The sequence below is a fragment of the Gemmatimonadaceae bacterium genome, from assembly GCA_036496605.1.
In the GTDB taxonomy this organism is placed as follows: Bacteria; Gemmatimonadota; Gemmatimonadetes; order Gemmatimonadales; family Gemmatimonadaceae; genus AG2.
The window spans coordinates 1-12325 of the sequence record DASXKV010000054.1 but is presented as its reverse complement, the minus strand read 5'-3'; the positions used below and the strand labels follow the sequence as shown (position 1 = coordinate 12325).

The following is a 12325-nucleotide window of genomic DNA, read 5'->3' as shown; positions in this document are numbered from 1 at the left end:
CAGCGGCCAGGGTCTAGGGAGTAGGGTCAGCCAGCCCCTCGCCCCTAACCCTAGGCCCTTTTCTCCATGCGCTTACTCTTTCTCGGAACCGGCACCAGCTTCGGCGTCCCCATGCTCGGCTGCGGCTGCGCCGTCTGCCGCTCGCCGGACCCGCGCGACAAGCGCACACGCGTGGGCGCGCTCGTCGAAACGGATGTTGGTACGAGAATACTCATCGACACGCCGCCGGAGCTGCGGTTGCAGTTGATCGCCGCAGGAATTGATCGCGTCGATGCGGTGCTCTTCACGCACGATCACGCCGACCACACACACGGCATTGACGACCTCCGCGCTTTCACCGTTCGACGTGACGCGCCGCTCCCGATGTACGGCTCCGCGGAAACGCTCGACAGCCTTCGCCGCAAGTTCGCCTACATCTTCGATGACCGCCGGCCCGTCGCAGGGACGTCAAAGCCCGAGGGCCGCGCGCACGCCATCGAGCCCAACCGGCCTTTCATGGTCGGCGACGTCGAAGTCGTCCCCGTCCCGATTCCGCACGGCCCCGTCACTGTTTTTGCATATCGCATCGGCGCACTGGCGTACATCACCGATGCCAAGAGCGTCCCGCGTGACGCGCTCGAACGCTTTCGCGGCGTCGAAGTGCTCGTGATCAACGCCCTATTTCGCACCGAACACCCGACACACTTGAGCATTCCTGAATCGTTGCGCGTCGCTGACGAGATCGGTGCCGAGCGAACGTATCTCATTCACCTGACGCACGACAACTTTCACGCCGATCTCGAAGCCGAACTTCCCAGAGGAGTTGCCCCAGCATTCGACGGACTGACGGTACGAATCGCCTAGCCCCTGCACCTGACCCATGACTCTGCGCTTGGACTACACCAACTTCATGGCCGACGTCGTCTCCGGCGGAATCTCCTCCGCCGACTGGCGTGACGCCTCTGCGGCTTTCGCCCGAGCAAACGAAGGCTTTCGTCGCCGGCGTTCGGCGGACGAGTTGGGCTTTCTGGACTTGCCGGGGAATGCTGCGCTCCATCGCCAATCGACCGATTTCGCGGAACGGGTTCGCGGTCAATTCGACGACGTCGTCGTCCTCGGCATCGGTGGCTCCGCGCTGGGACCAATCGCGCTGAGAACCGCGTTGCTCAAACCGCAGTGGAACGCGCTCACCAAAGATGAACGCGGTGGTTGGCCTCGCCTTCACGTGCTCGACAACGTGGACCCGCGAACGATTGCAGCGCTTCTCGATCGTCTCGATCTCGCGCGTGCGCTGTTCATCGTCATCTCCAAGTCAGGTGGCACGGCGGAGACGATGGCGCAGTATCTCGTCGTGCGCGGACGTCTCCAGAGCGCAGTCGGAAAAGACACGGCGCGCCATCTCGTCTTCGTCACGGATCCGCAGAAGGGTGCGTTGCGCACCATCGCGCGCCAGGAGAACATTCCCGCGCTCGACATCCCACCGAACGTTGGTGGTCGTTACAGTGTGCTCACACCGGTCGGCGTTTTGCCGGCGGCGCTCACCGGAATGGATACCGCCGCGCTCCTCTCTGGCGCTGTCGAGATCGCGACGCGGTGCGAGACGGACGCGCTCACAAAAAACCCGTCTGGAACTTTCGCGATGCTTCAGTTCCTCGCGGACACGAAGCTGGGGCGTCACATCCACGTGTTGATGCCGTACTCGGATCCGCTCCGCGATATCGCCGACTGGTTCGTCCAGCTCTGGGCGGAGAGCCTCGGCAAGCATCGGACGTCCGGAGATGCTGGCGTCGGCCCAACGCCTCTCGCTGCGCTCGGCGCGACCGATCAGCACAGCAAGGTGCAGCTTTTCATGGAGGGCCCGCCCGACAAGACCGTGAGCTTCATCGCCGTTGAGGAAGAACCTGTCAAGCTCGAGATACCGAAGCTGCACTCGGACGTGAAGGAGCTTGGATACCTTGGCGGACATCGTCTGGGCGAGCTGCTCGACATCGAGCGCCGGGCGACTGCAGGGGCGCTGGCTCGCCGCGGGCGGCCGAACCTCACGATACAGGTCGACAGGGCAGACGCGCACAATCTCGGTGCGCTGTTCATGTTCCTGGAAATCGCGACGATCTACGCCGGTGAGTTGTACGGCATCAATCCGCTCGACCAGCCAGGCGTCGAGCTGGGGAAGCAGTTTACGTACGCCATGCTCGGTCGAGCGGACGCCGAGCAAGCCCGACGGGAATGGAACATGCTCCCGAAGCCGGACGAGCGGTTCGCGATTTGAGCCTCGTCGCATCGTCGACACCTTGCACCACCTCGGAGGCTCTGACACCTTCTGAATTCTGAATCCTAGGCCCTCCTGGTCCCTAGCCCCAGACCCATTGTCATCCGCTTTTTCTGTCTTCGGTTCATCTATTTCGGTTCACGACGGGGGTGTCGAGGTCGCGCGCGACTCGGCACTCGCCGGCCCAGGCATGGACAAGCTTGCTCGCCTCGCCGTGTTCGGCGACACCGAGGAACGCGACTCGGCGCGCTGGTTGATCTGGGAGCTTGGGCAAGCAGTCGGCGTTCGCCCCGCTTCCATCCAGGAGCTCTACATGGCTCGTGGAAGAGGCGACGTTCACGGGTTCACCGTTCCCGCGATCAACGTTCGCGGAATGGCCTACGACACCGCGCGCTCGATCTTCCGGACGGCGATTCGTCTCAAAGCGGGAGCATTTCTGCTGGAGATCGCGCGGTCGGAGATCGCCTACACGGATCAGCGACCCGCCGAGTACGTGGCCGTGATGCTGGCCGCGGCAATGCGCGAGGGTTTCCGCGGGCCGGTGTTCATTCAGGGTGATCACTTCCAGGTGAACGCGAAGAAGTTCGCCGCCGATGCGCGCACCGAGGTCGACGCGGTGAAGGCGCTGGCTCGCGAGGCGATTCATGCCGGCTTCTACAACATCGATATCGACACGTCGACGCTCGTCGATATCTCGAAGCCCGATCTGGACCAGCAACAAAAGCTCAATTACGAAGTTGGAATCGATATTCTCGAGACGGTTCGAGAGGTCGAGCCGGAGGACGTGACGATTTCCGTCGGTGGCGAGATCGGCGAGGTTGGCTCGCACAACAGCACGGTCGAGGAGCTGCGGGCGTACATGGACGGGCTGTTGCGAAATCTCCCTCGCGGGAAGGCGGGCGTCTCGAAGATCTCGGTCCAATCCGGAACGTCGCACGGTGGTGTCGTTCTCGCCGATGGCTCCATTGCCGATGTCAAGCTCGATCTCGACACGCTCGAGCGCTTGTCGAGGGTCGCGCGTGACGAGTATGGCCTGGCCGGTGCGGTGCAACACGGCGCGTCAACGCTGCCCGATTCGGCGTTTCATAATTTCCCGAAGCGTGAGACGGCGGAGATTCACCTCGCGACCAACTTCCAGAACATGCTCTTCGATCATCTGCCGGCCGCGTTGCGCGACGAGATCTACAACTGGCTGCGGGTGAACGCGAAAGACGAGCGGAAGCCGTCCGACTCGGATGAACAGTTTTTCTACAAGACGCGCAAGAAGGCGCTCGGCCCATTCAAAAAGAAATTCTGGGATTTGCCGGACGATGCAAAGGCACGTCTCGCGAGCGCCTATGACGAGAAGTTCGGATTTCTCTTCGAGCAGCTTGCTGTTACGGGAACGGCTGCCGCGGTTGCGCGGTACGTGAACGCTCCCGTGCAGCACCGACCCGCGCCCAGCGAAGCGACAGTGGGCGTTGCGGCGGCGCCTGACGACGCGGACGCTGGCGAATAAGCCTTGGTGTGGAGAAGGACGTGACGAGCGCAGCACAAAGCAATCCACCGTTGACGCGATCGGTCGACGAGCTCTGGCTCGACGTACTGCAGCAGATTAGCGCGCGCACGGCGCACGAGCTCAAGGGCGCGCTGAACGGCGTCGCCGTCAACCTGGAAGTCGTCCGATCGCGATCGTCGCGTTCCGATGCGGCGGCCGCGTCGGTTGCGTCATTCGCATCATCGGCGGCCGACCAGCTCGATGCCGTTGTTGGAATGTCCGAGGCACTGCTCACGCTCGCTCGTGCCCCACGTGATCCGCTCGAGATCGGCGAGACGATGCATTGCTTCGCGTCGCTGTTGTCTCCGTCAGCAAGTGCCGATGGCGGCTCGCTGCGCATCGAAGGCGCCTCACGCGAGGTGGTCTCCGGAGCCGTTCGAGCCAGTGGAAATGTCGTGCGGCTCGTTCTTGGCGCGGCGCTACTCGCCGCGCTTGCGCGCAAGGGGGACATTCGTTGGAAGGTGGACGTTGGCCAGGAGATAGTCGTGCACATCGAATCCGCTGACGCCGAGGGTCCGCTCGAGGTCTCGAGCGAGGTGTCGGCAGCGGCTGACGCGGCGGGCATCCGCGTGCACGGTGAAGGGCAGAGCATGTCGTTGACATTTCCGCGCGCGGCGACGACATCGGCACGTACGCGCACACACGAGAGAGCATGAAGCACGCAAATGCAAAAATTCTCATCGCGGACGACGAGAAGGCCATTACGACCGGCCTCGGCGCGATACTTGGCGACGAAGGCTACGGCATCGAGATCGCCGAGGACGGGCAGAAGGCGCTCGACCGCCTGGCGAGCGAGAAGTTCGGTGTCGTGCTCGCCGATTTGAAGATGCCCAAGCTCGACGGCATTGCACTGCTCAAGGCCATTCGCGAACGAAAGATCCCCACCGAGTTCATCATGATTACGGGTCAGGGATCGACCGAGCTCGCGATCGAGGCGATCAAGCAGGGCGCAGTCGACTACATTGAGAAGCCGCTAAACACCGAGCGACTCAATAAGCTCAAAGCGCAGATTCCGAAGCTGCTCGATCAGTTCGCGTTGCAGGAGAAGAATCGCGAGTTGACCGCGAAGCTCGAGGGGCTCACGCATTATGGCGAGCTCACGGGTCAATCGGAATCGATGCGTAGCGTGTACAACGTGATCGACGCCGTCGCGACGTCGAGCGCCAGCGTGCTGATCCTCGGTGAGTCGGGAACGGGCAAAGAGCTGGTGGCTCGCGCCATCCACCAGAAGAGCGAACGCTCCAAGGGGCCGTTTTTCGCGCTCAACTGCGCGGCGCTCCCGAAAGAGATTCTCGAGAACGAGTTGTTCGGCCACGAGAAAGGCGCGTTCACGGGTTCGACGAACGAGAAGCCTGGGGCGTTCGAGATGGCGAGCGGTGGCACGCTCTTCCTCGACGAAGTCGCCGAAATGGCGACGGACATTCAGGTGAAGCTGCTGCGCGCTCTCGAGTCGCGAATGGTCCGACGACTCGGCGGGAAGAAAGAAATTCTGGTCGACATTCGCGTTGTGGCGGCCACGAACAAGGATCTGCAAAAGGCACTCAGCGAGGGCGAGCTGCGCGAGGATCTGTACTATCGACTCGCCGTCGTTGAGATCTATCTGCCGCCGTTGCGCGAGCGCGCCGACGACATTCAACTGCTGGCCAAGGAATTCCTTGCGCGCGAGTCGTCGCAGAACGGCAAGAACATCGTGAACTTCACCGATGACGCATGGGAGTGGATTCACTCATTCGCGTGGCCAGGCAACGTGCGTGAATTGAAGAACGCCGTGCAGCGCGGCGTCATCATGTCGCGCGGCGACAAGATTGCACTTGGCGACATGATGCAGCGTCATCTGCGCTCGGCGCCGGAGCCCTCGGCGCTGACGATTCCGGTTGGGCAGACAACGGTCGCCGATGCCCGGCGTCAGCTCATTCTCAAGACATTCGCGTCGGCGGATGGAGATGTCGCGCGCACGGCAAAACTTGTCGGCCTTTCGGTCGATGAGGTGCGCCGCGAGGTCCTCGCGCTGCTCGACATGGGTGGGTCCGACAATGGAGCGTCATCTTCCGATGCCGAGGCACGAATCGCGCGGAAGAATGACACTATCGCCGCAGCTCGCGGCGCAGCGAAAGGCAAACCGCCGAAGAAGAAGTAAACGATCACCAGCGCGAGATCACTCATGTCGCGGTCGTACGACTTCGATGAAGACGAACCATACGTCATCATCGAGAAGCAGTCGGGAACACTGAGCTCGTTCTTCGTCGGGCTAGCGATTGGCGCGGGGCTGGCGTTGCTCCTTGCTCCGCAGAGCGGCGCGCAAACGCGACATGGCCTGCAGCGTCGCGCACGACGCGCGCAGCGCGCGGCGCGACACGTGGCGAACGACGTCACCGACACGGTCGTCGACACGTTTCGGGATGCGCGCCGGCGCGTCGAGGAACGCATCGACTCTGCTCGTGAGGCAATCGAGGTGAAGAAGGAGCAGGTGCATCGCGCGATGGAGGCGGGACGCGCTGCCGCGCACCAGGCGCGTGAGGAGCTGGAGCGCCGGATTGCCGAGACGAAGGCGTCGTATCAGGCAGGCGCCGATGCTGCGCCACCGCCCCGTTCGATGTCGGCGCGCCGGTCGAAGGCGACGGCCACCGCGCCGCGGACGGACGAGGAGACAGAGGACGCGTGAGCAGCGCTGGCGTTCCCGCTGACGCGGGCACGCCCTCACCGCGCGCGTCACGGGCCAGCGCAAGATCGCGCAAGCGGCCCGCCATCGTCAGCTTCGCCTGGACGTTTCGTGACTACGCGAAACGGGTCTGGGACAACGCCTCGGAGGATAACGTGCTATTCCTCGCTGGCGGAATTGCATTCAACATTCTGCTCGCGGCCGTACCGTTTTTTCTACTCCTCATCGCGGGCGTGACGTACCTGCTGCCGATTCTGTATCGCGGCCAGGTCGATTCGTCGGGCGCGGTGTCGTTCTTCATCGATCGGCTCCTGCCGGCGCACGAAGAGTCCCCGACGTCGCCGATTCACAAACTCGTGACTGATATTCTGCGCACGCGGAAGTCGTTCACGATCTACGGCGCCATCGGCTTCATCTGGTTTTCCACGCGCCTCTTCGGCTCGTTGCGTACCGTGCTCGCCGACGTGTTCGATATCGAGCACGAACGCGGCATCATCCAGGGTAAACTGTTCGACATCCAGCTCACGATTGTGGCGACGCTGCTCTTCGTCGCGAGCACGGCCCTCAACACGTATCTCTCGATCGTGACACGCAGCGGCGTCCAGCTCCTCGGCCGCCTCGGCTTGCGTCACGATGTCATGGGCGGGCTGGAATACTGGACGGGACGCGCGCTCGCTTTCGTGTTCATCGCGTGGATGTTTTTCTCGCTCTACAAGTACCTACCCGTTCGCCGCGTGCGCTGGCGCAGCGCGTGGACGGCGGCACTGTTCACGAGCGCGCTCTTCGAGTCGGCACGGTGGATCTTCAGCGCATACGTCCGCACGTTCAATCCCGGTTCCCTCTACACAGGTACGCTGACCGCGATTGTCGTGATCGTTTTCTGGACCTACTACGCCGCTCTGATCTTCATCCTGGGTGGCGAGGTTGGTCAGGTGTACGAGCTTCGACGGATGCGACGTCTTCAGCGTGAAGTGTTCAGCTGAGGGGCTGGAGTCCCCACCACTCGGCAGGTCGATCGTGGTCCAAAGGTTGCCTCCTAGCGAGGTGAGCCTTCCCTCCGACGGAGAATGACCATGCGGACCATAGCCTTTCTCGCTCTGACCACTCTGGGCTTCGTCGCCGCGTGCAAGCGGACGGATGACGGCAAGCTCGTCATCGAGCGGCCTGGCGAAATCGATGTGAAAGTGAAGAACGACACGCTGCATTTGCCGAGCGTGGGCACGGTGAAGGACACGGTGACGACACCATCGATCGGCGTGAAGGAAGAAACGTTGATCGTCAAGAGGCCCGTGATCGGCAGCAGGAAGACGGAGATCTCGAAGCCGGTCATCAAGCCGTGAATTGGTCGTTGGTCGTTGGTCGTTGGTGAATTGGTTGTTGGCGATTGGTGATTCGATACGAGCTACCAACCACCAACCACCAACCACCAACCACCAGCCACAACTTCCAGCCACCGGAAACTCCCGCTATATTCCCAAGGTCCCAGGTCCCGGAGGGCGAGAGCCTTCTAACTCCGTCAGGACCCCGAAGGTAGCAGCGGCATGAAGTGTCTCCTGTCGCTTCGGTCGGCCTGGGGCATTCGCGCGGGGATGATTGCTCACTGAGCGACATCCCCGCGCGAGTTTTTTTGCTTGGGCTTCGTGTCGCGGAGTAAATTCCGCCCAGGCTCCCCGCACGCTCTACGCCCCACGCCCATGGCCCTCGCTCTCGCTCGCAAATACCGCCCGAAGCGCTTCAGTGACGTCGCCGTACAGTCACACGTATCGGCGACGCTGAAGGGGGCGATTGCGCGCGGTCGCGTCGCGCACGGCTATCTCCTCTGCGGCCCGCGCGGCGTCGGCAAGACCACCCTCGCGCGCGTGCTCGCGATGGCGCTCAACTGCGAACATCGCGGCGAAGACGGCGAGCCGTGCGGCGTCTGTACGTCCTGCGAGCGAATCTGGAGCGGCGCCTCGAGTCTCGACGTCGTCGAAATCGATGCCGCGTCGAATCGCGGCGTCGATGACGCACGCGAGTTGCGTGAGCGTGCGATGTACGCGCCCTCCGGCGACCAGCGTTACAAGGTCTACATCGTCGACGAAGCGCACATGCTCACTCGTGAGGCATGGAACGCGCTTCTCAAGATTCTCGAGGAGCCGCCGCCGCGTGTCGTCTTTGTCTTCGCCACCACGGAGCCGCAGAAGATCGCCCAGTCGGCGGCGCCGGTATTGAGCCGTCTCCAGCGCTTCGATTTCAAGCGCATTGGGCCCGGCGAAATCAAGGATCGACTCATGACCGTTCTCGCTCATGAGGCGATCGAGGCCGAACCGCAAGCGCTCGCCACCATCGCGCGCGCTGCCGACGGATCGATGCGTGATGCGCTGAGCCTCACCGATCAAGTGCTCGCGATGGGTGACGGTCGGGTGACGGCCGAGCGTGTTCGCGATGCGTTGGGTTTGGTGCCCGAAGATGAGTTTCTCGGCCTGCTCGATCTCATCCTCAATCGGCGCGCGGGGGATGTCTTCACCTTCGTTGGACGACTCGCCGATTCAGGAATCGACTTCGCGCTCTTTCTGAGCGGACTCGCCGATATGCTTCGCGCGCAGCTCGCGATTCTGCTCGGTGGTGATCCTCCCGAGCTTCCCGAGCGGGTGCGCGAACAATTGGTCGAGCGTCGCGCACGTTGGTCCGCTGCGGACCTGCTGCGAATGCTATCGGCCATTGGCGAGCTGGAACCGCGCTTCCGCAAGAGCGGCCAGCAGCAATTGCTCGTCGAGACGCTGCTGGTTCGTTTCGCGCTCCTGGATCGCACTGTGGAAATCGAGGATCTGCTGCGCGGCCTGAGCGGCGAGGGAGGCGAATCACCGGCAGCGCCTGCGCGCCGCCCGGTCGTGAGCCCCGCGCCCGGTGCCGTGAGACGACCCTCACGGGACTCGGCGCCAAAGCCAGCCGGCGAGCCGCCGACAGCGCGGTCGTCCCGTGGTGTGCCTGACGAGCGTCCGGTTCTCACAAAGCCGGCGACGTCGCTTGCCGATGTCGCACCTGTAGCGACGAGCGTCCAGGCTTCGCCGTTAGGCGTGGTGCGCGAGCCCCTCGACGTCGCACGACTCGCCGGCGGATGGGACGAGATTGTGGCGTGGCTCCGCAGCGATGGGAAGCGCATGCTTGCCTCGGCTCTCCAACATGCGCTGCCGATTACCGTCACCGCGTCCGGCGACGTAACGATCGAGCTCGATGCGTCGCACGAATACCTTGCCGCCGCCGTCGAATCGGGCCGCGCGGATATCGTCGCGGCGGTTCGTCAACGATTCCCCGATGCCCGTGCGGTGCGCCTGCGTCAGGATCCCCAGCGTGCCGCCGTCGCTCCGGCGCGCGTCACCGATGAAATGGTCCGCAGTGATCGATTGAATGCACTGCGACGCCGCGATCCCACTCTCGGCGCCGCGATCGATGCGTTGGATTTGGATGTGATCGACTGAGAGAGGGGCTAGGGACTAGGGAGTTAGGGGCTAGCATACCTCGAACAATTCTCTAGGCTCTAGCCTCTGGACTCTAGCCCCTTCTGCCACATGCGCGACTTCATGAAAATCCTGCAGCAAGCGCAGGAGATGCAGGGCAAATTCCAGAAGATCCAGGAAGATCTTCAGCAGCTCACCATAACCGGTACCGCCGGTGGTGGCCTAGTCAGCGCCGAGGTGAGTGGCACTGGCCAGATTCGTCGCATCAAGCTCGATCCGTCCGTGATCAACGCATCCGATCCTGAAATGCTCGAGGATCTGATCGTCGTTGCGCTCGCGGATGCGCAGAAGAAGGCCCAGGATCAGGCGCAGGCGGAGATGGGCAAGCTGACGGGCGGACTGAATCTGCCCTTCAAGCTTCCATTTGGAGGCTAGGCAAAGGTCCCCTTTGTCCGCCATCGACGATCTCGCTTCCGAGCTCGCCAAGCTACCAGGCATTGGCCGCAAGACGGCGCTGCGGCTCACCTATCATTTGCTCAGGCAGCCTGCTGAGCAGAGTCGCCGCCTGGCCGACGCACTCGCGACGTTGAGCGAGCGCGTTCACCCTTGCGAACGCTGTTTCAACCTGACTGAGGGCGAGTTGTGCGCGATCTGCAGCGATCCGCGCCGTGACCCGTCTCTGATCTGCGTTGTCGAGGAGGCATCGGACATCGGCGCCATCGAGCGCGCTGGCGAATTCCGTGGGCTGTACCACGTGCTTGGTGGTCGGCTCTCACCGCTCGACGGTATCGGTCCGGAGAATCTGCAAATCGACGAACTCGTTCGTCGCGTTGCGACGAACGAGATCAAGGAGGTGATCATCGCGACAAACCCGAGTCTCGAAGGCGAAGCCACGGCCCTCTACGTTCAACGTCAACTCGCCTCACGACCGATCACCATATCGCGAATTGCGCGCGGGCTCCCCGTGGGCGGCGACCTCGAGTACGCCGACGGGGTAACAATTGCGCAGGCCCTGGCTGCAAGGAGGAGCATGTGAGGGGTCGGTCCGAGTGGGAAGACGCCAAAGCGGTGACCGCCGGGTTCCTCGGCGGTCTTATTATCGGCCTGCTGGTTTGGAGCACCCAAATCCGGCAGAGCCGCCGTGACTTGTTTAGCCGGAACCCCGTCCGCCGATTGGCGGCACTGGGCTACATCGGCGGGCACCCCAGCGTCGATACGGCGCGCCTGCTCACGGAGTACGTGAGTTGGGAGCGACGGCCGTTGTTGCGCCGTCGTGCTCAGCGGCTGTTAAGGCGCATGCAGGCGAATCTTACTTGAGCTTACCGACGACAGGGACGAAATGCCCGTTGGCGCAGGAAGCTGGTCGTTCACCGAGGATGACTTCGGTGCCATAACCAAATCGCTCGAGCGATTTCTATTCGACAGCAATGCCCGTTGCGCATTGCTGGTGGATAGAACAGGCCAGCTCGTCGCCACCGTCGGGGAACAACCCAAGTTCGATCCGACAGCGTTCGCGACCCTCACCGCCGCCGACTTCAGTGCCAACGATCAACTCGCCAAGTTGATCGGCGAGAACGATTTCAACTCGCTCTTTCACCAGGGCGAGAAGGAATCGATGTACCTCGCCGATGTTGCGCGACGCGTCATTCTCGTCGTCCTGTTCGACAATCGCACGACGTTAGGCCTCGTACGGCTCAAGATGAAGGCGACGGTGGACGAGCTCTCGAAACTGTTCGAGGAAGTATTCAAGCGCGCAGGCCGCGACGGCTCGCAACCCAACATTCTCGCCGGCGCGGACGACGAGATCGACAAGCTGTTTCAGTAAGGGAGAATGACAGCATGTCGATGATCAATTACGCCTCGCGCGAGATCAACTGCAAAATCGTGTATTACGGGCCGGGCCTCGGCGGCAAGACCACGAACCTCGAGCACGTCTACGGAAAAGTCTCACCCGACACGAGAGGAAAGCTCATCTCGCTCGCGACGGAGACCGAACGGACGCTGTTCTTTGATTTCCTACCTGTCGATCTCGGCACCATTCGCGGATTCAAGACACGCTTTCACCTTTATACGGTTCCCGGTCAGGTTTACTACAACGCGAGCCGCAAGTTGATTCTCAAGGGCGTCGACGGCATCGTGTTTGTCGCCGATTCGCAGATCGAGCGCATGGAAGCGAATCAGGAGGCCATGCAGAACCTCTATGACAACATGGCCGAGTACGGTTACGACCTCACGAAGATGCCGTTCGTGATTCAGTACAACAAACGTGATCTGCCCAATGCGTCGCCGATCCGAGATCTTCAGGCGGCGCTGAATCCTGGTTGGGAAGTCGCCGATTCGGCGAAAATGCGGGTCACGCCCGATCCGTATCACGCCGGCGAGAACCTGGTCGAACAGCTGGCTACCGGCGAATGGATCGAGCGCGCGCAGTACTTCGAGGCGGT

At 62.5% G+C, this 12325-nt stretch carries 13 protein-coding genes and 1 other RNA gene; all 14 read left to right on the top strand.

From position 1 onward, the window contains the following. Positions 1 to 66 precede the first annotated feature (66 nt). Positions 67 to 843 carry an MBL fold metallo-hydrolase gene (locus VGH98_21315; GenBank protein HEY2378533.1) on the top strand — a complete coding sequence of 259 codons (777 nt, stop codon included), beginning with the start codon at positions 67 to 69 and terminating at the stop codon, positions 841 to 843. Between the two features lie 16 nt (positions 844 to 859). After that, on the top strand, positions 860 to 2248 hold the full coding sequence (locus tag VGH98_21310) for a glucose-6-phosphate isomerase (GenBank protein HEY2378532.1): 1389 nt from the start codon (positions 860 to 862) through the stop codon (positions 2246 to 2248). 97 nt (positions 2249 to 2345) lie between these two features. After that, complete coding sequence (locus VGH98_21305; GenBank protein HEY2378531.1) at positions 2346 to 3746, top strand: class II fructose-bisphosphate aldolase; 1401 nt, start codon at positions 2346 to 2348, stop codon at positions 3744 to 3746. A gap of 20 nt (positions 3747 to 3766) precedes the next feature. Then, positions 3767 to 4441 (top strand): hypothetical protein, encoded by a 675-nt coding sequence (locus tag VGH98_21300; GenBank protein HEY2378530.1) that lies wholly within the window; start codon positions 3767 to 3769, stop codon positions 4439 to 4441. Next, the gene (locus VGH98_21295) at positions 4438 to 5922 is read left to right on the top strand and encodes a sigma-54 dependent transcriptional regulator (protein HEY2378529.1); all 1485 of its coding nucleotides are present in this window, start codon (positions 4438 to 4440) and stop codon (positions 5920 to 5922) included. The genes VGH98_21300 and VGH98_21295 overlap by 4 nt, the downstream gene beginning before the upstream one ends. 24 nt (positions 5923 to 5946) lie before the next feature. After that, positions 5947 to 6447 (top strand): YtxH domain-containing protein, encoded by a 501-nt coding sequence (locus tag VGH98_21290; protein ID HEY2378528.1) that lies wholly within the window; start codon positions 5947 to 5949, stop codon positions 6445 to 6447. Beyond that, positions 6444 to 7427: a YihY/virulence factor BrkB family protein gene (locus VGH98_21285; protein HEY2378527.1), complete on the top strand. Its 984-nt coding sequence runs from the start codon at positions 6444 to 6446 to the stop codon at positions 7425 to 7427. Before VGH98_21290 ends, VGH98_21285 begins: the two co-directional genes overlap by 4 nt. A gap of 90 nt (positions 7428 to 7517) precedes the next feature. Next, the gene (locus VGH98_21280) at positions 7518 to 7784 is read left to right on the top strand and encodes a hypothetical protein (GenBank protein HEY2378526.1); all 267 of its coding nucleotides are present in this window, start codon (positions 7518 to 7520) and stop codon (positions 7782 to 7784) included. Between the two features lie 141 nt (positions 7785 to 7925). Continuing rightward, an RNA gene (ffs, locus tag VGH98_21275) (signal recognition particle sRNA small type) lies at positions 7926 to 8022 on the top strand. A 116-nt stretch (positions 8023 to 8138) separates the two neighbouring features. After that, complete coding sequence (gene dnaX / locus VGH98_21270; GenBank protein HEY2378525.1) at positions 8139 to 9902, top strand: DNA polymerase III subunit gamma/tau; 1764 nt, start codon at positions 8139 to 8141, stop codon at positions 9900 to 9902. A gap of 90 nt (positions 9903 to 9992) precedes the next feature. Beyond that, positions 9993 to 10316, top strand: coding sequence for a YbaB/EbfC family nucleoid-associated protein (locus tag VGH98_21265; protein ID HEY2378524.1), 324 nt, complete (start codon positions 9993 to 9995; stop codon positions 10314 to 10316). A 13-nt stretch (positions 10317 to 10329) separates the two neighbouring features. Further along, positions 10330 to 10917 carry a recombination mediator RecR gene (gene recR / locus VGH98_21260; protein ID HEY2378523.1) on the top strand — a complete coding sequence of 196 codons (588 nt, stop codon included), beginning with the start codon at positions 10330 to 10332 and terminating at the stop codon, positions 10915 to 10917. A gap of 303 nt (positions 10918 to 11220) precedes the next feature. After that, complete coding sequence (locus tag VGH98_21255; GenBank protein HEY2378522.1) at positions 11221 to 11706, top strand: roadblock/LC7 domain-containing protein; 486 nt, start codon at positions 11221 to 11223, stop codon at positions 11704 to 11706. A gap of 14 nt (positions 11707 to 11720) precedes the next feature. Beyond that, the coding region (locus VGH98_21250; protein ID HEY2378521.1) for a GTPase domain-containing protein at positions 11721 to 12325 on the top strand (605 nt) is incomplete at its 3' end.